This window comes from Chryseobacterium jejuense, assembly GCF_017877355.1.
GTDB lineage: Bacteria > Bacteroidota > Bacteroidia > Flavobacteriales > Weeksellaceae > Chryseobacterium > Chryseobacterium jejuense_A.
Genome location: NZ_JAGIPR010000009.1, coordinates 143,646 through 168,981, shown reverse-complemented (window position 1 = coordinate 168,981; position 25,336 = coordinate 143,646). Strand labels below are relative to the sequence as shown.

Here is a 25,336-nt window from a genome sequence, read left to right as displayed (position 1 = left end):
AGGTAATCAATTTTTAACAATTATTAAGTCAAAACTTCGTTCCCTATCAATCAAAATGCTATTTTTTTTCCTTATTTTTGTGAGCATGAGTCAAAAATGGATTTATAAGCCCGAACCCGATGAGGAAGTTGTGGACGGACTAAGTTCGTCACTTGGTTTTGGTACTTTTGAATCTAAACTTCTCGTTCTAAGAGGAATTGACAATTATCAGAAGGCGAGAGAATTTTTCAAACCAAACCTTAACGATATACACAGCCCGTTTTTAATGGCAGACATGCAAAAAGCTGTAGAGCGTATTGCCACTGCAATTGAAAATGGCGAAAAAATATTGGTATATGGCGATTATGATGTGGATGGAACCACAGCAGTTGCTTTAATGTATCTTTACCTCAGCAAAATTGTTGAGAAAAAATATCTGGATTACTATATTCCGGACAGGAATTCTGAAGGATACGGAATTTCTACAGAGGGGATTGATTTTGCTAAAGAGAATGGTTTTTCATTAATCATTGCTCTAGACTGTGGAATTAAGGCTCTCGATATGATTAGTTATGCTTCCAGCCTGGAAATAGATTTTATTATCTGCGATCACCACCTTCCCGGTGAAGAGATTCCTAATGCTGCCGCTGTACTGGATCCTAAAAGAAGTGACTGCCGATATCCATTCAAGGAGCTTTCCGGATGTGGTGTAGGCTTTAAACTTTGTCAGGGACTGAATACCATCTATAAACTTCCGGATGCTGAGTTATTTGAACTCACAGATCTTTTGGCTATCTCCATCGCCGCTGATATTGTTTCAATGACAGGAGAAAACAGGGTTCTTGCAAAAATGGGATTGAAAACCCTTAGAAAAACAAGAAATCTTGGACTAAGATTATTAATTCCTGAGGATAAACTGTCGCATTTTGAAATTTCAAATATTGTTTTTGAAATTGCTCCTAAAATAAATGCTGCCGGAAGAATTTCCCATGGAAAAGCGGCTGTAGAGCTTATGGTTTCTGAAAATCTGAAACATGCGAACCAGATCGTTAGTGACATTATGGACCTCAACGATGAAAGACGCGAACTGGATATGAACTCTACTCTTTCTGCTTTGAACCAGATTATAGAATCTCAGCAGGAAATGAAACATACCACGATTGTTTATCACCCTGAGTGGAACAAAGGGGTAATTGGAATTGTAGCTTCAAGACTTATTGAAACATATTATAAACCTACACTGGTATTTACAGACGGAAATAACGGTGAAATGGTAGCTTCTGCAAGATCTGTTTCAGATTTTGACGTTCATGAAGCGCTGGATTTGTGTTCTGAATATTTCCTTAAATTCGGAGGACATCATGCTGCAGCCGGACTTTCTATGGAGAAGGAAAAATTTGAAGCGTTCAAAATAAAGTTTGAAAAAATTGTTTCTGAAAAAATTCAGAACCATCAAAAGGAGCCTTCCATTACGATTGATTCAGAAATTGAGGTTGATGATATCAACAGAGAGTTTATCAACTTCCACAGAAAACTGGCTCCTTTCGGACCTCAGAATATGAAGCCTATCTTCACTCTAACTGACCAGAAACTTTCGGGTTATGTAAAAACCATGGGGAAAGATAATAATCATCTGAAGTTTTATATTAAACAGGAATCTACAGGAAGAAATATTGAATGTGTTGGCTTCAAACTAGGACAATTTGTAGAGGATTTTAAAAATAAACGTTTTGACCTTGCTTTTACTCTGGAAGAAAATCACTGGAAAGGCAATGTGACTCATTATCTCAATATAAAAGATGTAAAGTTTAGAGATTAGATAATCATCATTAATACGATTACTTATTTCCTGCTACCTAACTAATATGAAAAAAATCGGTCTATTCTTCGGATCTTTTAATCCGATCCATATCGGACATCTTATTTTAGCTAATTATATTCTGGAAAATACGGATATGGATGAACTATGGTTTGTAGTGAGCCCGCAAAATCCGTTCAAGGACAAGAAATCTTTGTTAAAAGACCACAACAGATTGGATATGGTACAGCTCGCTGTGAAAAACTATCCGAATATGCGTGCTTCCAATGTAGAGTTTTCTCTTCCGAAGCCAAGTTATACCATTGATACCCTTACTTATCTTCATGAAAAGTATCCGGACTATTCTTTTAGCCTGATTATGGGAGAAGACAATCTGGATAGCCTTAACAAATGGAAAAATTCTGAAGCTCTGATCAAAAATCATCATATTATTGTTTACCCAAGAGTATTTGAAGGAGAAAAGAAAGATTCTGAATACCTTCAGCATGAAAATATCTCTATGATAAAAGCGCCTGTAATAGAACTTTCTGCTACTGAAATCCGTAATATGCTCAAAGACGGTAAGAATGTAAGACCTATGTTACCGCCTGAAGTTTTTGAATATTTGGATGGTAGTAATTTTTATAAGTAATTTTGCAAAACCAGAAATCAGAGGTTAGAAATTAGAAACTAAAGTCTCTTAGCTTTTAACGCTCTACTTATCATACAAGAAATGGACTTCATCGAAAAATTTTTCTCAAAATATTCCCAGGAAAAGCTTATCAAATGGTTTAAACAGATTTGCCTTGCAGAGGCCATTTCGTGTATTTTACTGTATTGTGTTGCTATGATCTGGATTCGGTATGATGAAAATCTGTATTCTATTATTTTTATCAGCGTTGTGGGTAGTTTACACGGATTATTTTTTACGCTTTATCTTTTACTCTGCATTCCTGCAAGAAAAATTTACAACTGGGATGATGAAGATTTTGTGTTTGCCCTATTAGCTGCATTTTTCCCCTTTGCTACGGTATGGGTAGATAAAAAACTGGCTAAATTCGACAGAGAATAAAATTATTTTTCATAAAATTTCATGTTTTGCTGTAACAAATTTATTGTTACAGTTGTCTTATTATACAGAAAGTTCAAGCAAATATTTTTTTAAACATAAAATTTAACAACTGAAAACCAATAAGTTAAAATTGTTTTATATTATTTTTAAGTACTTTGTATTGCATGATACTAAATTTATTACATATCTTTGCAATGTAAAATAACAAACCATACAAGCTATTAATTAAAAAATAATAATCATGAAAACTCAAATTCTCATTGCAGCTCTATTCTTCAGCGGACTTGTTACGGCTCAGCAGAAAAAAGACAGTTTGAAAGTAAATGCTATTGAGTCCGTCAATATAAAAAAACAGGTTTTCAAAAAACAGGGAGACCGTCTTGTTTACGATGTAGCAGCCTCTCCTATTGCTAAAGGCACGAATACTTTTAACCTTTTGAAGCAAACTCCTATGATTTCAAGCATTGATGGTAAGACACTGAAGATTCTTGGAAAATCTGATGCTGTTATTTACATCAATAATAAAAAAAGCAATATGGATGCTGAGGCATTGATTGAAATGCTAAAGTCTACTCCATCGGAAGATATTCAGAAAATTGAAGTAATTACAGTTCCCGGAAGTGAGTTTCAGGTGGAATCTAAGGAAGGGGTTATCAATATTGTAATGAAGAAGAACAAAAGTAATGGCTACAATGGGACTTTGAAAATGCAGAACGAGCAGGCATATTACAACAACCCTAATGCAGGAGGATCTTTTAACTTCAGACAGGGAAAATGGTCAGGAAATTCTAATTTCAGAATGGGAAGCTGGACAGAAAGACAAAATTATACCCTTTCCAATGGAGACCCTACCTTCAGAAATGAGTCTCATGGTACTAACGATGATCCTAATAAAAACTTCGGTGGTGGGTTTAATGTTGATTATGAGATCAACAAAAAACAGAGTTTGGGACTTTCTTATAACATGAGATATAATAAAAGTTTCAATTCTATTCTGGATATGACGAACTGGCAAAATGGACAACTTGCCGACAGAACAGTGAATCATGAGGATGCGCAGACCAGGAATCACTCTTTCAATTTAAATTATGAAATAAAAACAGATTCTATAGGCAGTAAACTTACTTCTAATGTTTCTTATTTATGGTTTAACAGAGACAAAGTAAGCTTTAATGAAAGTATTCCATTAGGCCTTGATCCTTCAAGTGAAAAGTATAAAAAAAATTACTCTGCTTTACAACAATCTGTACCACAAATCATCAACAATTATGCAGCTAACATAGACTTTCTGAAAAAAACAACAAAAGGAGCAACATGGTTAATGGGAGTAAGCTATAATTACACCAATACGGATAATGATACCCGACAGGATAAATTAATAGGTGGTGAATTTGTAATGGATACTAAACAAACAAATCATTTCATTTATAAAGAAAATATTTTAGGAATCTATCTCAACTATGAAAGAAAACTGACTGAAGAGTTATCCGGAAAAATTGGAGCCCGCTATGAAATGACAAGAAGTACCGGAGATATTCTTGGAAAAACAGGATTTGAAAGAAATTATAATAACCTGCTTCCTTATCTGAATTTAAATTATGCCATCAATTCGGATCACAATTTAAGTTATACTTTCTCCAGCAGAATCAGAAGACCGAGATTCTGGGAACTGAATCCATCCAGAACATATTTCACTCCAACCAATTATACTCAGAATAATCCGTTTGTACTGGCTGCTAAATTCTATAATCAGGAGTTGAACTATATGTACAAAAATGCATTCTATGCCAATCTTAGTTATACAATGGTAGACGATGCCGCAGCTTCTGACCTGCTTCCTTTACAAGGAATTTTAACGACTCCTCAAAAGGATGAAAATGGTAATTATCTATACGATTCAGCTGGCAATATGCTTATGGACAAAATAAGATTCCTGAGATATATCAGAACCAATTATGGAAAGAACAGAGAAATCAGTTTAACGCTTGGGATGAACAAATCCTGGTTTAAAGATATCTGGACAACCAACTATTCTGTGAACCTTGGATATATTACTTACACAGGTGGCGTATGGCAAGATCCAACGTCTCAACTAGGGCCGTACGAAAGTGAAGAATTAGAACCTTATATCGTTGATGTTAAAAACTACAATATGTCTGCAACCATCAATAATATTATTCGCCTTTCTTCTAAAAAAGACTGGTTTTTAGGAGTTAATTATTATTTCGGAAGCAAAGTAGCCATGGAAGGCGGAACAATAGGGGTAAGACAAAGCTTTGACATCAGTGTAAAGAAGATTATTGGTGACTGGACCATTGTTGCAGAAGGTAACGACATATTTAATCAGAGTTTTTACAGAGTTAATGGTGTACAGCCTAATGGAAAATATAATAATATAACCAATTTCAACTATCCACGATTAATAAGCATTGGAGTAACCTACAATTTCGGAAATCAGAAACTTAAAAAAGCAAGGGAAATGAAATCAGCAAATGATGCTGTAAAATCAAGAACCTAATCTATAAAAACTTATCTCTCTTAACCACTCTTAATAAAAACAAACATGAAACGTATACTTTTGTCAATAGCAGTCATATTCGGAACCTGTGCTTTTGCTCAGGAAAAGAAATCTGACTCGACAAAGACTAAAAATATAGAAGGTGTTACCATCACAAAACAGGTTTTCAAAAAACAAAGTGACCGTCTGGTATATGATGTTGCCGCATCTCCTATTGCGAAAGGAAATACCACTTTCGATATTCTGAAACAGACTCCCTTATTGTCTTCAACGGATGATAAAACATTAAAGATTGCAGGAAAGAATAATGTATTAATCTATATCAACGGGAGAAAATCCAATATGGATGCTGAATCATTGGCCCAGTTCCTGAAAAATACTCCGGCAGAAAATATTCAGAAAATTGAAGTAATTACAGTTCCCGGAAGTGAATACCAGGTTGAATCTTCGGATGGGATTATCAACATCGTTTTAAAGAAAAAAATGAGTGATGGTCTTAACGGAAACATGAGATTCTCTAATACGCAAGCTAAATACAACGGCAGCCAGGCAAGCTTTTCAGCCAATTACAGAAAAGATAAACTGGGAATAAGTGCCAGTCTTAGTGGTGGGGAAAATATTGAAGCTCAGACCTATACTCTGAGAAACAGTAGTGACGGGGCATCCAACGAATCAACCGGTGATATTAATGATCCCAACAAAAATATTGGTGGCTATCTGAACATTGACTACCAATTAAATGATAACAGCAACTTAGCATTATCCTGGAATACGTGGGCCAATAAAAGTTATAATTCAACGGTAAGTCTTTTCAATACTATTATTAATAAAGACGGAACCAACTACACATGGTCTAAAAATAAAGAAGATGCAAGAAGTTATAATAACTCGCTCAACTTAAATTATGAATTAAAAACTGATTCATTAGGAAGTAAGTTGAATGTAAATGCAGCTTATCTGAATTATAAAAGGTTCCAGTTTACTGATAATATGACGTACAAATCCAATATCAACAAAGATGTATTGGGAGAGAGTACACAATTGTTACAGGATCTGCCTCAGATTATCAATAATTTCTCCGGGATGGCAGATTACATCCAGAAATTTAAAAATGATCTAACCATTTCCATTGGGGGAAATTATAATAAGACCAAAACAGATAACGATACCAAAAGCGACACTTATTTTATAGATCCGGCAGAACCAACAAAATCAGCTCCCAACCATTTTATCTATGATGAAAATATCTATGGTTTCTACCTGACTGCAGAAAAGAAATTTTCAGAAAAATTCTCTGGAAAAATCGGAGCAAGATATGAGATCACCAACAGTTTGGGAACTTCGGATAATCCACCTGCAGGAGCAGAAGTTCTTAAAAGGATTGAAAGAAACTACAATAACATTCTGCCTTATCTAAGCTTTAACTATGCGATTAATGATAAAAACAATCTCTCCTATTCATTTTCAAGCAGAATGAGAAGACCTAGTTTCTGGGAAATTAATCCGGTAGTGAATAAGCTGACAGATGACAATTACACTCAGAACAACCCGTTTGTAAAGGCTTCTTCTACCTATAACCAGGAGTTGATGTATATGTATAAAAATTCTTATTTTGTAGTTTTAAATCATTCTTATATTAAAGACGCGATCACTCAGGTTCCTTTACAGGGCTATCCTAAACACCCTGATGGGTCAACAGGTGAAAATCTGGCCTTACGATATATCAGAACAAATTTTGGGGATAAACAGGAAATGTCTGCCATGGTAGGAATTCAGAAATCATTCTTCAAACAGTATTGGACAACCAATTTCAGCGTAGGAGTTCAGCATAACAGAAATAATGGAAGCTTGGATATGGATCCTACTACAGGAGACCGTTTCATAGATCAGAAAGGTGATCCTTTCATCTACATCAATAATACCAATTCTACCAGCCTTTTGATCCAGACCAATAATACTATTCGTCTTGATAAAGCTAAAACATGGTTTTTTGGGGTTAACTTTTTCTACATAGACAAACAACAGATAGAGCTGGGTATGTTACGAGGTTTAGCAAGTTTAGATCTTAGTATAAAGAAAAACTGGAACGACTGGACCTTCGCTCTTAATGTAAATGATGTTTTAAGAACCAATATTGTAGAAATTGATGATTATCAAAGCAATGGAAACTACAATTATATCCATCAGAATCAATACAAAAGAAACTTCACAGTAAGCCTTACTTATAATTTCGGAAATAAAAAACTGAAAAAGGTAAGAGACATTGAAGGAGCTTCCGATTCTATCAAGAGCAGAACAAGATAAAACTATCTTTCTTCATATTCAATCAAATTATTTTGTACAGAAACCTGTTGATTCTTCAGCAGGTTTTTTATCTTTAATTATATGAAAAAGAGATTAGTATTTATCATCTGTTTTATCTTTCTGCTATTGACAGCCTGTAAGGAAAACAAGATTAGTCTTGGAAATAATATCAGCTTTAATAAAGAAGAAAACATCCATTATGGAAATAATGCGGAACAGGTTATGGATCTTTATATTCCCAATAAAAAATCATCCCCAAAAAAAGAAGTATTTATTATTATTCACGGTGGTGGCTGGCGTGGCGGGAATAAATCCCAGCTTACCTTTTTTACGCTTTCTATGATGCAAAGATTTCCGGATCACATTTTTGTCAATATGAATTACAGGCTGGCTTCTGCTACACAATATGCTATTCCCAATCAGACAGATGATATTAAAAATGTCATTACCTATCTGAAGAAGAGGTTAAACGATCAGCCTAGGCTTATCCTTATGGGAAACAGTGCCGGAGGGCACCTATCAATGCTTTATGCTTATCATTTTGATGCTGATAAAGACGTAAAAGCAGTTATCAATATTGTGGGCCCTGCAGATCTTTCAGATGAAGGTTTTAAGAGCTATGAAGAATATTCTTTTGTAGAAAAGCATCTGGTTGATCCTAAAACCTTACCTGTAAAAACCTCAGCAGTTAATTTTGCAAGTCCTGCACATTGGATTAACACAACCTCTTCTCCTACTCTTTCTTACTATGGAAAAACAGACCGTGTGGTTCCTTTAAGCCAAAACAAAATTCTGGATTCTGTTCTGATTAAAAACAATGTTGCTCATGAATCTTATGAATTTAACGGCGGTCATCTGGATTGGGATAAACAACCTAACAATACTTTTCTTATGGATAAGATTGAAGCTTTTCTTAAAAAAACAGACAAAAATAACACGTTCTGATCATTCAAAACGTGTTATTCTTTTATGTTTTTTAATTTGATTTACTCAGATTTTGCAACAGCTGTTCTTTCTGAAACCCCATTGGAATTGAAGGCTTCAATCTGAAAATAGTAAGCATCTGTTCTGTCTGCCCCAGTAAAGAAATATTCATTCTTTCCGTATACCATAATGCTTCCGTACATTTTATCAGGAGATTTTCCCCAATAGATTACGTAGCCATCAGCTTCAGGGTTTTGTTGCCATTTCATCCAAATACTTCTTCTTTCACCATATTTTTTAGGATCAGATCTTAAAGGTACAAAGCCTTCTACTTTCGCAGGCTGTTTTCCAGCACCTTTTCCAAACACTCTGAAACCGCTTAATGCAAATTTTCCCGTAGGCATTTTAAGGTTTTCCATTTTCAGGAAACGGGCTTTTGCGGGCTGCTCAAGTTCAATATAATCATGAGGAACATCTTTTGTGTTTTTGCTTTTATCCACAATTACATCCCATTTCTTCCCATCATTGGAACCATAGATCTTATATTGGTGCATTTTCCCTAGGGTTTTCCCCATGAACTCGGCATCCTGATCAGCATAATTGATCTGAATGGCGTTGATGGTAGAAACTTCACCAAGATCGGTTTGAAACCACTCTCCGGAATTTCCTGTTTTAGCACTCCAATAGGTCTTAATGTCTTCATCTACAGCATAATTGGGCTGATAACTTCCTAAAGTAGATGAAACCTGAACCGGTTTATTATAATTCAGCAACATCCACCCGGCAAAAAGACCCTTTGTAAAATCCTTACCCTGTGCATACTGCGGAAGGTAAGTAGGATAATCACCATAAGCAGTGTTACAATACATCACATCATCCTTATCAAAACCTGCCGGCCAGATTCCCAGCCTTCTTTCAAAATTATTTTTGGTAGAAATAAAGATAGTGGAAACGTGCCACCAGTTTTTATAATTGTCTTCAAAAGTTGCTCCGTGGCCGGCTCCTCTTGCAAATCCTCCCGGTTTATAAGAGAATGGATTATGCTGCTGATATTCGAAGCCTTCCAAAGGGCTCTTGCTTACATAGACTCCATCAGAATATCCACTGAATTCTGTTGCCGGAGCACCATACTGCATATAATATTTCCCGTTATGTTTTGTCATCCACGCTCCTTCTACAAAAGGCTGAAGAAAAACATTGTCATTATATTCTCCGAAACGTTCCCATCCATGGTCTTCAGGTTTTAGTCTTAGAATGGGTTTTACGAAACCTTCAGACTGAAGATTTTTCACTTTTACTTCTGTTCCCAGCAATGGCCATTCATTACTTGAACCCCAATACAGATATAGTTTATTCTTATCTTCATCATAGTGGAATGCAGGATCCCATGCTCCTACTTTTAAAGTATCCACAGCTATTTTCCAGTCGTCTTTGGTTGGGTTTGTACTTTTCCAGATTGGAAAATCCTGTTCCCATGTAGAACCATAAACATACAGAGTATCTTTCATAGCCCAGACAGCCGGAGCATTAAGATCATGGATGTATTTATTATCTCTGAGAAATTTCCTTTTTACAAACTTCCAGTCCAGCATATCATCACTGTACCAATAGCCTTCCTGATTGGTAGAAAAGAGAAACAGCTTATTCTTAAAATTAACAATCACAGGATCTGCAGTGGCGCGATGTTTTCCCTGTTTTGAAAAAACTTCAAAAGGAGTATAGCCATAATCTATGTTGATAGGATTACAAAAAGTTTTCTGCTGGGCACCTACCATTAATCCAAGAAAAATGGCTAACAAGAGAATATATTGTCTCATTTTTAGATTTTAAAGATAATGGCAAAGTTAACCAACTTTTTTTGGTTTTCTCCAGATAAACCCATCCAGAAGATAGAGAGGAAGCTATGGAATAACTATTAGGCATAAAAAAACCGTTGTAAAATGGATATACAACGGCTTATCTGGTTATGATTTAACTTATATACAAGCTATTCGGGAGCATCTTCCAAAGCTATTCATACATTCAGGCCATTTGCAGCCACCTCCGTCAATTGGAACACTACCTCCTTCAATTTTTTTTAATACTTCTCTGTTCAGCTTTTTTGCATTAGATTTAATTTGATTTTTCATAATAAGATTTTTAGTTGATTTGATACTGTACCCAACTGTAAAACAATTACTTCAGTTGGCTTTTTATAAAACTAGTAATAATTAATGAAACCTCCAAGCATTATTCTCTCTTCAATGAAAAAAATAATTAGGATTTTTTTTGTTTCTTCCAGATAAACCCATCCAGAAGATAATGAGTAAGCTGTGGAACAACTAATAAAGGAACCAAAAACGGAAGTAGATTTTCAGAAACAGAAAGATCCAGTGAAAAGTGTTCATTCCACACCAGAGTTTCCCACAGAAACTCTTCCAGTAAAGCTAGGCTTAAAATGATTCCTACAAATAAAAAGATTCCGGAAAAAGGTTTAAAAATCTTCATCCAGCTCAACTGCTGCTGATCTTTCTGTTTAATCTCACGGATATAGATCAGGGCAATATAGGGAATACCATGAGACACTACATTCAGAAAAGTAAAAAGAAGATCATTATTAAAGTATATGATTCCAAAATACCAGGAAAGGAAAGTTCCGGTGATAAGTGCTACTTTAGGAATATTGATGGTTTTAGTCTTTATAGCTCCTACTATTGTTTTGATGATCCAAACTGTTACAGTCAGAAGATATAAAACCGAAATAAGGCCAATATAATCGGGTAAGTTTTTAAGCCAGTCAAATTCATTATCCACAAACCAGGTAAAAGCACGTGGAGTTTGAAACCAATACAGCATTGGAAAAATAGTAGCAGCATACACTGCAACCTCATCTATTTTCTTGCTCCAGTTATCCGGTTCAAAACGAGCATAGATTCTCATAAAGCCGTACTGTTGGCGGATAAAGTGAAAAACAGCAATCAGCGCCAGCACAGACCAGAATGTCAAACTTCCAAACTGAAACAAAGCAATACCCAAACACCAGCTTATGAATGGTACCCCAAAATAAAGCCGTTTTCTCTTCTGCAATTCAGCTTTTACGAAATACGTTTTGAATAATGTGGAGTAGACATGTGCTACATCTACAAAAACAATCAGAAAAAGCCATGTATAAAAGGAATAATGATTTTCCAATCCTTGAATCTGTTTCTGAAAGAGAAAAATAATCAGCAATACCAGAAAAGGTGGGGATAAAATAAACCACCAGTCAGTTTTCGCATTATGTATCCAAGGTTGTTTCATCTGTAGATAGCTATTTATTTTTTAAGCTTTGTTAGTTTAAATCAATCAGCCTTGTCAAGGCTTTTTCTTGAGATCATATGCCAATCCTGAGGACTTCAAAACATTTGTGCTGCTGTTCTTATTCCCTGATAAAAAGCTTCCTCAAAAATAGAAATTCCTGAAAGATCCGAATGGGCAAAGAATACTTTTCCATTAATAGGTTCTTTCGCTGCTTTTGCATTTTTACCAAAAATCTGATCCGGAACGGGAGCAATCATTGCATGTCCTATTTTATGAAACTGCATTTCAAGGATAAAGTCTTCAATCAACGGATGTGCTTTCTTCAGATCTTCTAAAACTAAACTTTTAAGTTCAGTTTCTTTCATTGCATACAGCTTCTTCCTTGCTTTTTTACAGTCATTTGTGGAGAAGCTTTTATAGTAAGTAATCACTTTTTCACCCATGATCTGGTTGATATTCTGATGCTGATCAAAAATATATCCTAATCCGGAGGATCCGTAAATGACATTATCCCATGCTAGTTCTTCCTCTCCCCCGAATTCATTTTTTAGAGTAATGGTTGTTAATAACCAGGGAACATAATGAAATGATGATACTTTTCTGTTATTAAAAATTCTTTCATTGACGAATTGTGGTGTAGCCAGTAAAACTTTATCAGCAATAATCTTTCTGGTCTTCTTGTGAGCATTGTCAAAACTTAAAACTTCAACCTTATTATCACCAACCTCAATATTAAAAACTAAATTACTAGTTAAGTTTTTTTCTTTCGTATACTTTGAAAGATACTGAGTTAGCTTTGCATTTCCTTCCGGCCATGTGAATACCTGATCCTTATATTTTTTACTCCAGTTGTTTTTTCTTCCTGAAAAATAATGAATTCCAGCCCAGGCGGAAACATAATCGATTCCTAAACCGTAATCGTCTCTGCAGGAATAATCCAATAACCAAAGAAGTTCTTCAGACTTGAAGTGATGTTGTTGTAACCAATCTTTAAAAATAATTTTCTCAAGGTTTAGAACCTCATCTTCCCTGCTGGAATCATGAACAGGAATAGCAAACCAATAATTTCCCTGAGCATCTTTCTTTTGACGAAAACCATCCATCATTTTAAAGAAACGATCAAGCTCTCTCTGTACTTCTGAAGAAATTCCTTTTTGGGGAACAATATCATTCTGCCAAGAGTTTTTATAGAACAGTCTTTCCTGTTGTGGAAAAGTCATCTGATACTCATCCAAAATAGGTTCTCCGCTCTCTTCTATTCCCTGGCAAATACCACATTCCATAAGAAATTCGATGATCTCGGTATTTTCTTTATTAGGTAAAGGAAGATAATGCGCTCCCAGAGGGAATTTTGAAAATTGATTCTGCCCGTTGGAGGAGTTTCCACCCAAATGATTTTCCATTTCCAACAAAAGGTAATCATCCTCGTGATGCTGGCTGAAAAACCTGCAGGCAGAAAGCCCGGAGATTCCGCCACCTACCACAAGATACTTAGTGTGGATAACTTCAGAAAATTGTGGAAAATCCTTTGCCCACAACCGATGGCCAAGAACATGATTGGTTCCTGTTATTTTCAACAGCAAAGATTTAACCTTTTTTCCGCAATACTGCAGAAAAGGAAGCATCAATCCGCCCAACACTATTGTTTTCAGGAAATCTTTTCTACTGAACTTTCCCCCACTCTTCATCGAAATAACGGACTAATATCTGGTTATCCAGACGGTTAACTTCTACCTCATTAGCTTTCATATCTTTACTGAAATATGATATTTTTGAGAAATCATAATCATAGTATTTCAGGTTCGGAAGCCTTCTGTAAATCTTATTATTCACAGGCTCAAAGGAAGCCATTGAAAAACCCCATTCCCCAAATGACGGAACGTAAGTATGATATGCCGAAGTAAAAGGAAAAATCTGATTAAGCGTTTTCTCTATGCACCAAAATGATTTCGGAGCAAAATAAGGAGAGGTGGTCTGTACTACAATTTTAGTATCCGGGGTAGTGAGTCTTTCAAGCTCTTTATAAAACTGCAGGGAATATAGCTTTCCTAAGCTGTAATTGGACGGATCCGGAAAGTCTATAATGATGACATCAAACTTCTTTTTGTTTTCTTTTACCCAGATATAAGCATCTTTGTTGATAACTTCCACCTTCGGATTAGACAAAGCACTTTGATTCAGTCTTCGCATGGTTTCATTGGTTTTGAAGAAATCTGTCATTTCTCCATCCAAATCAACAAGCTGAACCTTTTTTACCTCTTTATATTTCAGTACTTCACGTGCGGCAAAACCATCTCCTCCGCCTAAGATCAGTACATTATCAATATTTTTAGCCATGGACATTGCCGGATGAACCAATGCTTCGTGATAGCGATACTCATCCGTTGAGGAAAACTGCAGATTATTATTCAGATACAACCTGAATTCACGATTATTTCTTGTTAAAACAATCCTTTGATAAGGAGAACTCTTTGTATAGACAACATTTTCCCCGTAAAGTTTCTCTTCAGAATATGACAAGATCTTATCAGAAAAAATGAAAAGTCCAATCAGCAGAATAAATGCAGCAATTGATTTTATTTTTAATGAGAAAGGTTTTGATAATTCTTTCTTAAGATAAAAGCACAAGAATATGGCAATGGAGATATTGATAAGCCCGAAGAACAAAGGGGTCTTCACAATTCCCAGTTGCGGAATTAAAACCAAAGGAAAAAGAATAGAGGCCAGCAGAGCCCCGATATAATCAAAGGCGAATACATTTGAAACTAAATCTTTAAACTGAACCCTATCCTTCAAAATATTCATTAGAAGCGGAATTTCCACGCCTACCAGACATCCCGTAAAAAAAACAAAAAGGTAAAGTACACTTTCAAAATGTGCGAGCGTATTGAATAAAACAAACAGTACCACTGAGCTTACTCCCCCAACAATTCCGACCAGAATTTCAATCTCTACGAATTTATCAATAAGGTTTCCCTTAATGAATTTGGCCAGATAGGAACCTACTCCCATAGAAAACAGGTAAACCCCAATGATAAAAGAAAACTGCTTTACAGAGTCTCCTAAAAGATAACTTGCCAATGCTCCCGCCACCAGTTCATAGATCAATCCACATGTCGCAATGACAAATACAGAAAATAATAAAAGCAGCTCAAGAGGGATCCTCTTCTTATCCATGAATTGCCGCGCTTATAATCATTGAAATTCCGATGATAAATGCTCCGAAAACGATAGCTAACGCTATATTTTTATTTTGAGCAATCTCATGCCATGTTTTTTCCGGAGTAAGTTTTTCAATGATGAAATAACATATGAGTAGAATAGCGATTCCTAAAAATGAGTAAAGAACCGAGTTTAATATTGGTAAGAAATTGATATTGTCCATAGTTTTTATATTTTATTTGTGATAGTATCTGTAAAACCCTGCTCTGGAATGGCTTTTTGTAGTTCCATCGCGATATTTTTCTGTTTTTACACAGTCACAGAATTGGTTTCCTGTAAATGTAAGATAAACAAACAATCCCATAAAAAAACTACCAATCGCCAATAACAGCCAGTTGCTTCTGATATAATTAATTATTCTTTCCATGGTTTAATTGCTAGCATAAGGTGAGTTGGAACTGTTACTCCATTTTCCTGATTCGAAAGTACGTTTCATCCAGTAGCTCAATACTGTAAATAGGATGAGACAAACCAGAACAATCCCAAAATTCCAGAAGGAAACCGGCAGCCAGGTGGCTGTAATATTTACGGCTGGGTTTTTCTCAAAATTGACAGGATCACCATACTCCTGAGTCATATTGAGAAGTATAGAATCTAATTTCCCAGTCTCTTTTATAGTATTCTGAAGGCCGGTCCTCAGTATGATTTCACTTGTCAAAACTTCCAGATCATTATAGGTCCTGATTGTTTGATCTTTATCATTTTTGAGAGAGAAACCTCCTTCATTATTTTTAAGAATTGAAAAATCTGCATTCTGAGGTCTATAGCCGGATTTAAACGGATCTTTAGTTCCTCCTTCTTTTTCTGCCGAGATCAGAAAATGGTAAGTTCCTGCAGGAATACCACACAAATTGAAATCTTCTGTCTGGCTTCCTTCACTCCAGCTTTCCCCGCCTTCATATCCTGAATATTTTTCAATATCCTTGGAAGCATAAATGATTTCGTTCGTTTTCTCATTCACAAGGCTGAGCCCGATACTTGCCCAGGAGTTATCCACATCAGAAAATGCATGTACTTTTAATGGGGCAGAGCCACCTGAAAGGGTAAAACTTTTACTCATCACTTCCTTATCCGTAACATCTGCAAAATTGATGTTCTGTTCAAATACCGTCTGATTGCTTCTAGAAGTGACTACATACAGCTGCAATACACATATCAATAAGGCTGTAATTGCCATAATATTGATACACTGCTTAACATTAAAGAGAAACGGCTGAACAATTCCAGTTCCGGAGCGGTAAGGCAAACCTTGTATTCCGAATGCTTTTTTAATTTCAGTTCTTGAAATATGATTGCCTTTAAAAAACTGCACTGATTTTCCATATTCCTCACGGGAGATCATTTCAGTGCCATTTACATATTCTTTGTAAGTAGCCAGTCCAAACTGCAGCTTATCTTCAAAAAAACCTGCAGCTGCATACACTGTGCAGGGAGTGGTTTCATACCATCTGTAATTCTTGCCATTTGCTTCAGCATAATATTTGAATTCTTTAAAAGCAAAATCTACAGGGCGAAGAAAAACCCAGTGTCCGTCACTTTCACTGAGATAGACATTGTTTCCGGCACGGTCTTTTAATGAATATTCTCTCCAAAAGATATCTGAACCATATTTTTTAATAACAATATTAATCACCCAGTACTCCGTTCCATAGAGTATTCCTTTACGTCCAACTTCCAAAACAACATTTTCCACAGGTTTTTTAACAATCTTTTTCTGGGTAGAGTGTCCTACAGGAATAAGATTGTTACAATGGCTGCAGATAAATTCTTCAATGGCAAAATCTATGGCCATTTCGTTGTTGTTAGTCCGGCAAAGGGGACAAATGTGATCCATTTTCTATCTGTAAATTTTGTGTTTCTGAATGGTATTAGCTTTAAAATACTGAACAACCTCATCTGCAATCTGCTCTACTTTTACGGTATTATCCTGAGTATAATTACAAAGGAAAACATCGAAGGTAAGCTGTTTAAATTCCGGCCAAGTATGAATACAGAGATGCGATTCTTTAAGGCAAACTGCCGATGTGAAACTCTGATTTTCAAAGACATGATTGGTAATCCCTACAATCTCTACTTCTTTAGCTTTCAGGATACTTTCTGTAAAAGCAAGAAAACCTTTGCTGTCCAATAACAAATCTTCTGACTCTGTTTCCAAAGTCAGAAGAATATGTAAACCTTTATTTGATAATGGGTTCAATTAATTTTTTCGTAAATATATTATTTTTTTGGAAGAAAAACTTCTGCGAGCATACATCTTGCACTTCCACCTCCGTTTACTTCAATGGTATTTAAATCAGAATAAATAATTTCACAATACTTTTCAATAGCAGCTACCTGTTCTTGATTTAAAGATTGGTAGGCAGTCTGGCTCATCACAAGGAATTTTTCTCCCTCCTTATTCTGAACCTGAAGCATATTTCCAGCAAACTGCTGCATTTGCTCTTCTGAAATTTCAACGATTTCTTTTCCTGAATTCTTGATGGTTTCAATTACTTTTTCTCTTTCCAACTCATCGTCAATACAATCAAGGCAGATCACTACAAATTTATCTGCTACACACATCATGACATTGGTGTGATAAATAGGAAGTCTTTCTGTACCTACGGTCTGATAAGAATGGAAAACTACTGGTGTGAAACCATATTTTACACAGAATTCTCTGAATAAATTTTCATCTAATCTCAAAGATACCGAGCCGTAAGCAATCTTATTATCGTGATCGAAAATCATACTTCCTGTTCCTTCCAGAAAATGTCCCTGGGTTTCAGGAAATGACCAATCATCAATTTCAGTAATATCAAATCCTTGGTCCTTGATGCTTTCAAGAATATCATCTCTTCTTTCCACTCTTCTGTTGGAAGCGAACATAGGATATAAAACCACTTTTCCGTCTTTATGGAAACTTACCCAGTTATTAGGGAAAATAGAATCTGGTGTATGAGGGTCTAATGTATCTTTTATAGTAATAACATTGATTCCTTTTTCTCTCAGTTTCCCAACGAAGGTATTGAACTCAGCCAAAGCTTTTGACTGAATATCGGAACCTGTCTGTTCTACCTGAAAGTAATTATTTTTCGCAGTTTCTGCGTTGTAACCGAATGCAATCGGTTCTATCATTAATACTGTATCTGTTGTTTGCATTTCTTTTAAGTTTGAGGGTGCTAGTGCATGAGAGTTTGAGAGTCGTCAGTATGTTGTATCAATTCTTTTACTCGGTATCGAATGAAGAAAATGAACACCATTATTTTTCTGACTGATTAATCATATTCACTAACATCCCTATTATTTGATTATACTGATTATGCAAATTGTTAAATTGCTTTTCATTGATATAGTTGCAGGCATAGGCAAACTGACACCATGTCTGTGTTTCCCTTGCCTCCCCTTCAGAGTCTATAGGTTTAGCGATAAAAGATTTTTCATACCGTCTTTTTCCCCAAGCTTCACTTACATTAGCTGTTACAGATCTTGATGATCTTCATATCTGGTCTGTAAGAGAATAAAGCTCTTCTTTTGGGAACGTCTTCGAAAGTTCATAAATCTGCTGTGCAACCTCAAAAGGTTTTGGATAGACTTTTAGGTCCTGATGAAATTTAATCGTTGACATAATTATTTATTTAAGATTTAAAAATTATATTCAAACTCTCTTACCCTAAAACTCTTCTACTCTATAACTCAACTACTCTCTTATAAGGGGCATTGTAGAACATCTCAGTAGACCACCCATTTTAGAGATTTCTCTGTAAGGAATTTCTTCTACAGTCATTCCCCATTCGTTTCTTAAATGATTGTTCATTCTTGTAAATGTTTTGTCGGAAACTACAACATCGGGAGAGATAGAGAAAATGTTCGGGAACATTTCAAACATTTCTTCATCATTGATGTGGAAACAGTTTTCTTCTCCGAAAATATCGATGATTAGACGGTAGTCGCTTTCGTCTACAAATCCGTTTTTATAGATAATACATTTATCTTCACCCACCGGGTTGAAAGTACAATCCAGATGTAAGATTCCCTCAAAAGGAACTTTATCGTTTTTCTTCAGTTCAAGATCAATGATTCTTTTCTTTGGGAAGTATTCTTTTAAAATTTCAATGGCATACTCGTTGGTTCTTGCCGTTTTATAGTTTCTGTAATCTTCGCTGAAGCAGGTTCCGATGAAAATAAAATCATTCCATACGATAACATCTCCGCCTTCGATATGGGCAGTTTCCGGAAGATTAATGATCTTTCTCCAGGCAACTTTCTCGAAAACACTTTTATATGCTTCCTGTTCGTCCGCTCTGTCTGCAATTACGTTGGAAATAATCATTTTATCATCAATCACAAAAGCAACATCTCTTGAAAAGACCTGATTATAATCTTGAATGATGCTTGGACGAAGTACTTCAACGTCATACTTTTTTAACACCGCTTCAAAAGCGTTCATTTCATTAATGATATCCTCTTCTTTAGGATAAATGTTGTGTTCGATTGAGTAATATGACTTGGCGTCATAACTTTCATCTAGTGTGGGAACCGGTCCCAATGAATTAGGCTGGCCTAGAACTACTGATCTCAGCCTACCCGTTTCGTTTTTAATGTTTAGTCTCATAAAGATTTATGCAATACTACAAATATAAGTAAAGGTCTCTATCTAGAAAACTTTTGGATTATTTTATGCCTGAAATTTGGTCTCCGTAAACACCCCCTTTTAGCAAAATTCTCCCCCTATTCAATAAACTGTAGTATAAAGCACACAAAAACATCTACAACCTACTATATTTCATCTACATAAGGATGAAAAAAAAGATTTTTTTATAATTTAATTTCCTACATTCGTGATATAATTTTCGCGAAATTATATGTATTAAAACTGAACTATTAACATCAAAAAACAAAGTCATGAACAAGAACAATCCAGTGCTGAAAAATGCACAAAAATTAGGAAGAGAGCAACAAAAATCCGTTATGGGAGGAGCAATCGCTGGCAGAAGATGCTGCGAATGGGATGACGTAACAGGAAAATGTTTCATCTGGACATGCGACAGATGTATGTGCCCATAAAACCTTCAAGGCCGTTTCTACGATTTGTGGGGCGGCTTTTTTATTATATTCTCTTCACCATAAAAATTTTCTTTTTCATATTCCATGAGCTATAATAAATCTCATTTTTTATTTAATAAAATTATGAAGGGACTATTTACTTTAATACAATTTATTATATTTCATACATATAATGATAAAATTTTATTTTTAAAACAAATAAATTCATATATTAGTGATATAATTTTATGAAAAATTATATTGTTTAAAACTTAACTATTAACATCAAAAAATCAAAATCATGAACAAAAACAATCCAGTGCTTAAAAACGCACAAAAATTAGGAAGAGAGCAACAAAAATCAGTAACCGGAGGAATTGGTATCAACAGACCAAGATACTGCTGTGAGTGGAATGACGATGGAAGCTGTAGAATTTGGACATGTGGTAACTGTGTTTGCCCATAAAAATAATAAACCTGCTTTTCCAAGCAGGTTTTCTTTTATCTTGCTCTGTTTTCTTCTTCTGTTCTCTGAATTTCTTTTGCCTGATATTTTGACCCTCCAAAAACATAGCTCAGCGAGAAGAAAAAACGGCTGCTATCCCACCAATGCCTCAAACGGTTGTCCATAATCTGTTTATGTCTGAACTCCAGACTCTGGTCATTGGAATCAAAAATATTATTATACCCCAACTTTGTATTCAATTTATTATCCAACCATGATTTCTGAAATGATAGGTCGATACTATAGCGTGGTTTAATAATGTAAAGACTATTTCCAGTTTTGGATTCATAATTTGCAAATAGATTAACTGTGTATCCTTTGGGTAAAGTAAAGACCTGGTTCAGTCTTATTTCATAATTATAGATATCCAGTGCAAAAACTTCATCAAGATAAGGTCTGAATTCATCATTATAATAGCCTGTAATCTGCCCCGTCATATTCCACCATTTTGTAATTTTCACAGGGAAACTTGTTTCAAGAATGGCAAAATTCCTGTAGGGAAGATTGGTTCCAAGATATTCCAATACATTCGTCTCCGGGTTGTATAGCGGATATCGGGTCATTACATCCTTTTCTTTTCCGACAGTAAAGCTTGTCACCCAGTTTTTATAACGATAGACTGCTTTAATCTGGCTGGTAAAGGAAGGCTGCAAATATGGATTTCCTATCCAATAATTTAAAGGGCTGAAATAGTACCGAAAAGGGTTAAGCTGGGAAAAAGCCGGTCTTGTTATCTTTCTGCTATAAGACAAGGAAAGTTCGCTGGACTTATTGAATGTGTAATTGAGACTTAAAGAAGGTAACCACTCAAGATAGTTCCTTTTGACAATAGAATCAATACTCACTGCATTTGATATACTGCGGGTATTTTCAAACCTTAGCCCTGCATTGATTTTAAGATCTCCAATTTCCTGACCGTAAGTAAGATATCCAGCCCATATTTTTTCTTTATACAAAAAGATATTACTTCTTGTTGGATCAGGAACAAATTTATTTCCGGAAGACAAAGTATCATATCTGATATTATTATGGGTATCTGAACTGTTGTATTTAATTCCTACTCCTAGATCTGCATTCCCTAATTTTTGTGAAGCATCAGCCTGTGCGAGGTAGATATTAATTTTATTTAAAAGGTCTGACTTCCAATAAGACAAAAGATTAGTTGTAGATTGATCTCTATTGATAAAATCATCATCCTGTCTGTTTTTAACAGAGAGATAATTTGTTGAAATATTAAGTTTAAATCCTTTATTGAGAAAGGAATAATCAGCTGTTATTCCATAATTATCCTGATTGTAATGTATAGGGTTTTCATTAATTGTGTTAAAGATTGTTTGAGTCTCAGTTTTATCAACAGCATAGAGTGATCCATTTCGGATACGGTCATTCTTCCTGAAATTACCTCTTAGATTGAAACCTAATCTGTTTTTATCATTTAATCTAAAATCTGCCCCAGCCTGAAGACTGTAAACTTTTCCCTGATCTTTCTGATAGGTATTAGTTCTCATGATATTGGTATTGGCCAAATGTTGCAAAGCATGATACCGGTACGTTGAAATCCCGTCATTAAATCCTGCCTGCACGTTGTAAGTTGCTTCTCCTGTATGGTAAGAAATATTAAATGTATTTTCCCTGTAATTGAATTTATTAACATATACATTTCCATTGTAACTGGCTTTCAAGCCTAGATTTACATTTTTTTTAAGCCTTATCTCAATGATTCCTTTAAATTCTGCATCATATTTTGAAGAAGGATTTGTATTCACTTCTATAGATTCTACCATTTCAGGGGATAACGATCTTAAGTATGCCTGCAACTCTTGATTGCTCATAACAATTTGTTTTCCGTCAATGAAAATAGCTGGAGAGATTCTTCCACCAATAAAAATTCCGTCTTCCTGATCCACAGAAACACCTGGAGTTTTTCTCAGAACATCCAAAAGATGGGTTGAAGTTTTAAAGTCTTTATTTCCGGAAACGGTCATTACCAAATTTCCATCATTGAGCTTTATCTTTCGTGAAGTGGACTGGATAACCACTTCAGAAATAGTTGTTGTAGACGTTTTAGTCTCAGTGAGAGAATCTGCACTTTTTCTTTTTGCAATATCCTGTGCCTTTCCAAAAAAAGATAAGAATAACAGCAACAATAAGAGCCATAATTTGATGATCATAATTTTTAATTTTATGAAGTCAAATGTATTAGCTTACCAAAAAAATCAGGTTTTGGAATTTAAATTCCGCAGTACGAAATTATAAATTCGAACTCTGAAACCTTGGTTCAGTAAAGGTTTGTGACTGTTTGTATAAAAGAGGTGTTGTATTTTTTATTTTTTTGAATGTTGAAAAGAAAGTAGATTTAGAATTAAATCCTACTTCATAACCAATCTCTTCAATCTTCAAATAGGAGCCATTTTCTATTTTTTCACAGGCTTCATTGATTCTGTACTCATTGATATAAATGGAAAAGCTTTTTTCTAAATTATCATTCAACAGTTGGGAAAGCTGATGAGCAGACATGTTCATTCTGGATGCCAGGTCGTTCAATTTAAGATTTGGATTTTTATAGAGTTCTTCAGCCTCCATAAGTTTTTCTAATCTGGAAACAAAACTATCTGCCTGTTCTTCTGAAATCTTTTTATTGGAATATCTATTATTGATTTCTTTTATCGGGACCTGTTGATATTTTTTATTAAATAAAATTAAAAAATTAGCATACAGAACAAATGAGAAAACCAAACTTCCCCCGGCACAATAAATCTGCACCCAACCCGTAGAGATCAGTTGATAGGTTAAAAATATGATAATATTGCTCACAAGAACCGGAAGAACAAATTTATTGGAACTTACCATATTCTGTTTTGAAAAAATATAGTATTGATAAGCGGTAAGAAATACAAATACCGACCAAGCAGTATAAATAAAAGTTCCAAAATAATGATCCCAAGTAACCGGAAAAAATAAATACAGCAATCCGACAGCACCTAAAATAAGGGTTAGTATTCCGAATGTTTTTTGGCAGTTTTTCCAATCAAACCGATCATTTTGAAAGGAAGATCTTATGTAATAATATAAAGCAGGCCCTGTAAAAAATAATGCGGACAGCCCCAGATGCGGAATAATCCTTGGTAGGTCAGGATAGAAATACATACATACTGAAATTCCTACTCTTGAACTTAGCATCAATAGAAGAAGTCCTAAGAAAAAATCCGGGAGATATTTCAACTTTTTGATAAACAACAGGTAAATTCCAAGCAAAAGCCCATTGAAAGCTCCTACAGCACTAAAGAAGAATAATATCTGTTGTCCGAAGGTCATTGGGTATTATTTTTTACAGTAGTAAATTTAATCAAATTATTATATTCGATTTTGTAAATATCTGTAAAATATTAAAAATTGGTGACTAAGTATGTTCTGTATCATCTTTTGATCCCTTTTCCAACCTTTTCAATATCAATGTCCGTAAACGTTCTTCATGATCATCACCCCATTTCCCTAATGTGGCAATTACTGGAATCAATGTCTGCCCAAATTCCGTAAGTCTGTATTCTACTTTTGGAGGTACTACAGGATAAACTTTCTTAATGACAAGATCATGTTCTTCCAGTTCTTTCAGCTGAACATTCAATACTCTGCGGGAAGCATCAGGAATTTTCCGCTGCAATTCACTGGGTCTTTGAAATCCTTCATTAATAAACCATAGCAAACGAATTTTCCATTTGCCATAGAGCACCTCAGCAATCAGATCAAGCCCGCAGTTCAGATTGGGTGGGATTTTTCTTTCATACATAAAACAAATGTAAGACAATGAAATGAGATCACAATAGGGGATTAATTTATCCCTATGCAATTCGTAAGACCGTACTTGTATGAGCTTGCCATACTCCTGAAATTTGTACAAAAAAGAAATAATGACAGAACCATTTAATTTCAACAATGAATTATCAGGTAAAATTGCTTTGGTAACAGGTGGAACAAAAGGAACAGGAAAAGCTATTGCTGAAAGATTATTGGCAGCTGGTGCCACTGTAATTGTCACTGCAAGAAATCAACCTGAAAATATGGATGACCAAATTCATTTTATTGCAAGTGATCTGAACCAGGTAAAAGGAACTGAAAACCTGGTAAAAGAAATTCTTTCATCCTTTGACAGACTGGATATTCTGATCAACAATCTCGGTGGCTCAGATACACCTGGTGGAGGTTTTGCTGTTCTTCGTGATGAAGATTGGGAAAATACGATTCAAACGAACCTTCTTGCTCCAGTTCGTTTAGATAGAGGATTTCTTCCTCAGATGCTGGAGCGAAAGGCAGGAGTGATCCTTCATATTGCTTCAATTCAGGGAAGGCTGCCTTTATTTGATTCTACATTACCCTATGCTGCTGCCAAAGCAGGACTGATCAATTACAGCAAAGGTTTATCAAAAGAAGTTTCTCCGAAAGGAGTTCGTGTGCTTGCCGTCTCTCCAGGCTGGATCATGACTTTATCTTCAATCCGAATGATGGAACGCATTGCTAAGAGTTCAGAAACTTCAATTGAAGAGGCTACTCAAAGTGTCATGGATGCATTGGGTGGAATTCCCATCGGTAAACCTGCCCAACCTGAAGATATTGCCGAGTTTGTTGGCTTTTTAGTTTCCCCGCGGGCACAATATTTAACTGGAACCGAATATGTAATAGACGGCGGTACTATTCCTACTGTTTAATCATTTA

Annotated in this window: 23 protein-coding genes and 1 pseudogene; 9 read left to right on the top strand and 15 right to left on the bottom strand. The window is 35.3% G+C overall.

Annotated elements, in window-relative coordinates; genetic code table 11:
* Nucleotides 1-85: 85 nt before the first annotated feature.
* The 6 genes from recJ to J2772_RS18055 all read left to right on the top strand — a co-directional run bounded on the left by recJ (nucleotide 86) and on the right by J2772_RS18055 (nucleotide 8,616).
* Entirely contained in the window at nucleotides 86-1,798 is a 1,713-nt protein-coding gene (gene recJ, locus J2772_RS18080; RefSeq protein WP_209919153.1) for a single-stranded-DNA-specific exonuclease RecJ, read from the top strand.
* A 46-nt stretch (nucleotides 1,799-1,844) separates the two neighbouring features.
* Entirely contained in the window at nucleotides 1,845-2,429 is a 585-nt protein-coding gene (gene nadD, locus J2772_RS18075; RefSeq protein WP_209919151.1) for a nicotinate (nicotinamide) nucleotide adenylyltransferase, read from the top strand.
* Between the two features lie 81 nt (nucleotides 2,430-2,510).
* Complete coding sequence (locus J2772_RS18070) at nucleotides 2,511-2,849, top strand: DUF3817 domain-containing protein (RefSeq protein ID WP_209919149.1); 339 nt, start codon at nucleotides 2,511-2,513, stop codon at nucleotides 2,847-2,849.
* Between the two features lie 241 nt (nucleotides 2,850-3,090).
* On the top strand, nucleotides 3,091-5,367 hold the full coding sequence (locus J2772_RS18065) for an outer membrane beta-barrel family protein (protein WP_209919147.1): 2,277 nt from the start codon (nucleotides 3,091-3,093) through the stop codon (nucleotides 5,365-5,367).
* 45 nt (nucleotides 5,368-5,412) lie between these two features.
* A complete protein-coding gene (locus J2772_RS18060) occupies nucleotides 5,413-7,671 on the top strand; it encodes a TonB-dependent receptor domain-containing protein (RefSeq protein WP_209919144.1) in 2,259 nt (752 codons plus the stop codon).
* Nucleotides 7,672-7,752: 81 nt separating this feature from the next.
* Nucleotides 7,753-8,616: an alpha/beta hydrolase gene (locus tag J2772_RS18055; RefSeq protein WP_209919142.1), complete on the top strand. Its 864-nt coding sequence runs from the start codon at nucleotides 7,753-7,755 to the stop codon at nucleotides 8,614-8,616.
* A gap of 41 nt (nucleotides 8,617-8,657) precedes the next feature.
* Here J2772_RS18055 and J2772_RS18050 read toward each other — a convergent pair whose 3' ends face one another.
* The 12 genes and pseudogenes from J2772_RS18050 to J2772_RS17995 all read right to left on the bottom strand — a co-directional run bounded on the left by J2772_RS18050 (nucleotide 8,658) and on the right by J2772_RS17995 (nucleotide 19,690).
* Nucleotides 8,658-10,412, bottom strand: coding sequence for a discoidin domain-containing protein (locus J2772_RS18050; RefSeq protein ID WP_209919140.1), 1,755 nt, complete (start codon nucleotides 10,410-10,412; stop codon nucleotides 8,658-8,660).
* A 159-nt stretch (nucleotides 10,413-10,571) separates the two neighbouring features.
* Nucleotides 10,572-10,724: a hypothetical protein gene (locus tag J2772_RS18045; RefSeq protein WP_209919138.1), complete on the bottom strand. Its 153-nt coding sequence runs from the start codon at nucleotides 10,722-10,724 to the stop codon at nucleotides 10,572-10,574.
* A gap of 127 nt (nucleotides 10,725-10,851) precedes the next feature.
* The gene (locus J2772_RS18040; protein ID WP_209919136.1) at nucleotides 10,852-11,874 is read right to left on the bottom strand and encodes a hypothetical protein; all 1,023 of its coding nucleotides are present in this window, start codon (nucleotides 11,872-11,874) and stop codon (nucleotides 10,852-10,854) included.
* A 95-nt stretch (nucleotides 11,875-11,969) separates the two neighbouring features.
* Complete coding sequence (locus J2772_RS18035; RefSeq protein WP_209919135.1) at nucleotides 11,970-13,562, bottom strand: NAD(P)/FAD-dependent oxidoreductase; 1,593 nt, start codon at nucleotides 13,560-13,562, stop codon at nucleotides 11,970-11,972.
* Nucleotides 13,537-15,051, bottom strand: a complete 1,515-nt coding sequence (locus J2772_RS18030) for a polyamine aminopropyltransferase (protein ID WP_209919133.1) — start codon at nucleotides 15,049-15,051, stop codon at nucleotides 13,537-13,539. Before J2772_RS18030 ends, J2772_RS18035 begins: the two co-directional genes overlap by 26 nt.
* Nucleotides 15,044-15,259 (bottom strand): DUF350 domain-containing protein, encoded by a 216-nt coding sequence (locus J2772_RS18025; protein ID WP_209919131.1) that lies wholly within the window; start codon nucleotides 15,257-15,259, stop codon nucleotides 15,044-15,046. The genes J2772_RS18030 and J2772_RS18025 overlap by 8 nt, the downstream gene beginning before the upstream one ends.
* A gap of 12 nt (nucleotides 15,260-15,271) precedes the next feature.
* A complete protein-coding gene (locus J2772_RS18020; protein WP_245365261.1) occupies nucleotides 15,272-15,463 on the bottom strand; it encodes a hypothetical protein in 192 nt (63 codons plus the stop codon).
* 3 nt (nucleotides 15,464-15,466) lie between these two features.
* Nucleotides 15,467-16,930: a DUF4178 domain-containing protein gene (locus J2772_RS18015; RefSeq protein WP_209919129.1), complete on the bottom strand. Its 1,464-nt coding sequence runs from the start codon at nucleotides 16,928-16,930 to the stop codon at nucleotides 15,467-15,469.
* A 3-nt stretch (nucleotides 16,931-16,933) separates the two neighbouring features.
* Entirely contained in the window at nucleotides 16,934-17,293 is a 360-nt protein-coding gene (locus J2772_RS18010) for an S-adenosylmethionine decarboxylase family protein (protein ID WP_209919127.1), read from the bottom strand.
* 20 nt (nucleotides 17,294-17,313) lie between these two features.
* Nucleotides 17,314-18,237: a citrulline utilization hydrolase CtlX gene (gene ctlX / locus J2772_RS18005; protein ID WP_209919125.1), complete on the bottom strand. Its 924-nt coding sequence runs from the start codon at nucleotides 18,235-18,237 to the stop codon at nucleotides 17,314-17,316.
* Nucleotides 18,238-18,337: 100 nt separating this feature from the next.
* Nucleotides 18,338-18,703: pseudogene (locus J2772_RS18000) on the bottom strand (four helix bundle protein).
* A gap of 72 nt (nucleotides 18,704-18,775) precedes the next feature.
* Complete coding sequence (locus J2772_RS17995; RefSeq protein ID WP_209919123.1) at nucleotides 18,776-19,690, bottom strand: dimethylarginine dimethylaminohydrolase family protein; 915 nt, start codon at nucleotides 19,688-19,690, stop codon at nucleotides 18,776-18,778.
* A gap of 290 nt (nucleotides 19,691-19,980) precedes the next feature.
* Here J2772_RS17995 and J2772_RS17990 point away from each other — a divergent pair, with 290 nt between their 5' ends.
* Nucleotides 19,981-20,142, top strand: a complete 162-nt coding sequence (locus J2772_RS17990) for a hypothetical protein (protein WP_209919121.1) — start codon at nucleotides 19,981-19,983, stop codon at nucleotides 20,140-20,142.
* A 280-nt stretch (nucleotides 20,143-20,422) separates the two neighbouring features.
* Nucleotides 20,423-20,587 carry a hypothetical protein gene (locus J2772_RS17985; protein ID WP_171817581.1) on the top strand — a complete coding sequence of 55 codons (165 nt, stop codon included), beginning with the start codon at nucleotides 20,423-20,425 and terminating at the stop codon, nucleotides 20,585-20,587.
* A 35-nt stretch (nucleotides 20,588-20,622) separates the two neighbouring features.
* Here J2772_RS17985 and J2772_RS17980 read toward each other — a convergent pair whose 3' ends face one another.
* The 3 genes from J2772_RS17980 to J2772_RS17970 form a co-directional block, all read right to left on the bottom strand.
* On the bottom strand, nucleotides 20,623-22,797 hold the full coding sequence (locus J2772_RS17980) for a TonB-dependent receptor domain-containing protein (RefSeq protein WP_209919119.1): 2,175 nt from the start codon (nucleotides 22,795-22,797) through the stop codon (nucleotides 20,623-20,625).
* Between the two features lie 79 nt (nucleotides 22,798-22,876).
* Nucleotides 22,877-23,941, bottom strand: a complete 1,065-nt coding sequence (locus J2772_RS17975; protein WP_209919117.1) for a helix-turn-helix domain-containing protein — start codon at nucleotides 23,939-23,941, stop codon at nucleotides 22,877-22,879.
* 85 nt (nucleotides 23,942-24,026) lie between these two features.
* Nucleotides 24,027-24,413: a winged helix-turn-helix transcriptional regulator gene (locus J2772_RS17970; RefSeq protein ID WP_209919115.1), complete on the bottom strand. Its 387-nt coding sequence runs from the start codon at nucleotides 24,411-24,413 to the stop codon at nucleotides 24,027-24,029.
* A 121-nt stretch (nucleotides 24,414-24,534) separates the two neighbouring features.
* Here J2772_RS17970 and J2772_RS17965 point away from each other — a divergent pair, with 121 nt between their 5' ends.
* Entirely contained in the window at nucleotides 24,535-25,329 is a 795-nt protein-coding gene (locus J2772_RS17965) for an SDR family oxidoreductase (protein ID WP_209919113.1), read from the top strand.
* Nucleotides 25,330-25,336 lie beyond the last annotated feature (7 nt).

Coding starts and splice junctions, on each gene's coding strand:
- J2772_RS18060 (WP_209919144.1), top strand. CDS start 5,413: ATGAAACGTATACTTTTGTCAATAGCAGTCATATTCGGAACCTGTGCT.
- J2772_RS17990 (WP_209919121.1), top strand. CDS start 19,981: ATGAACAAGAACAATCCAGTGCTGAAAAATGCACAAAAATTAGGAAGA.
- J2772_RS18035 (WP_209919135.1), bottom strand. CDS start 13,562: ATGAAGAGTGGGGGAAAGTTCAGTAGAAAAGATTTCCTGAAAACAATA.
- J2772_RS18055 (WP_209919142.1), top strand. CDS start 7,753: ATGAAAAAGAGATTAGTATTTATCATCTGTTTTATCTTTCTGCTATTG.
- J2772_RS17975 (WP_209919117.1), bottom strand. CDS start 23,941: ATGACCTTCGGACAACAGATATTATTCTTCTTTAGTGCTGTAGGAGCT.
- J2772_RS18050 (WP_209919140.1), bottom strand. CDS start 10,412: ATGAGACAATATATTCTCTTGTTAGCCATTTTTCTTGGATTAATGGTA.
- J2772_RS18015 (WP_209919129.1), bottom strand. CDS start 16,930: ATGGATCACATTTGTCCCCTTTGCCGGACTAACAACAACGAAATGGCC.
- J2772_RS17965 (WP_209919113.1), top strand. CDS start 24,535: ATGACAGAACCATTTAATTTCAACAATGAATTATCAGGTAAAATTGCT.
- J2772_RS17995 (WP_209919123.1), bottom strand. CDS start 19,690: ATGAGACTAAACATTAAAAACGAAACGGGTAGGCTGAGATCAGTAGTT.
- ctlX (WP_209919125.1), bottom strand. CDS start 18,237: ATGCAAACAACAGATACAGTATTAATGATAGAACCGATTGCATTCGGT.
- nadD (WP_209919151.1), top strand. CDS start 1,845: ATGAAAAAAATCGGTCTATTCTTCGGATCTTTTAATCCGATCCATATC.
- J2772_RS17980 (WP_209919119.1), bottom strand. CDS start 22,797: ATGATCATCAAATTATGGCTCTTATTGTTGCTGTTATTCTTATCTTTT.
- recJ (WP_209919153.1), top strand. CDS start 86: ATGAGTCAAAAATGGATTTATAAGCCCGAACCCGATGAGGAAGTTGTG.
- J2772_RS18065 (WP_209919147.1), top strand. CDS start 3,091: ATGAAAACTCAAATTCTCATTGCAGCTCTATTCTTCAGCGGACTTGTT.
- J2772_RS18030 (WP_209919133.1), bottom strand. CDS start 15,051: ATGGATAAGAAGAGGATCCCTCTTGAGCTGCTTTTATTATTTTCTGTA.
- J2772_RS18070 (WP_209919149.1), top strand. CDS start 2,511: ATGGACTTCATCGAAAAATTTTTCTCAAAATATTCCCAGGAAAAGCTT.
- J2772_RS18040 (WP_209919136.1), bottom strand. CDS start 11,874: ATGAAACAACCTTGGATACATAATGCGAAAACTGACTGGTGGTTTATT.
- J2772_RS18045 (WP_209919138.1), bottom strand. CDS start 10,724: ATGAAAAATCAAATTAAATCTAATGCAAAAAAGCTGAACAGAGAAGTA.
- J2772_RS17970 (WP_209919115.1), bottom strand. CDS start 24,413: ATGTATGAAAGAAAAATCCCACCCAATCTGAACTGCGGGCTTGATCTG.
- J2772_RS17985 (WP_171817581.1), top strand. CDS start 20,423: ATGAACAAAAACAATCCAGTGCTTAAAAACGCACAAAAATTAGGAAGA.
- J2772_RS18020 (WP_245365261.1), bottom strand. CDS start 15,463: ATGGAAAGAATAATTAATTATATCAGAAGCAACTGGCTGTTATTGGCG.
- J2772_RS18025 (WP_209919131.1), bottom strand. CDS start 15,259: ATGGACAATATCAATTTCTTACCAATATTAAACTCGGTTCTTTACTCA.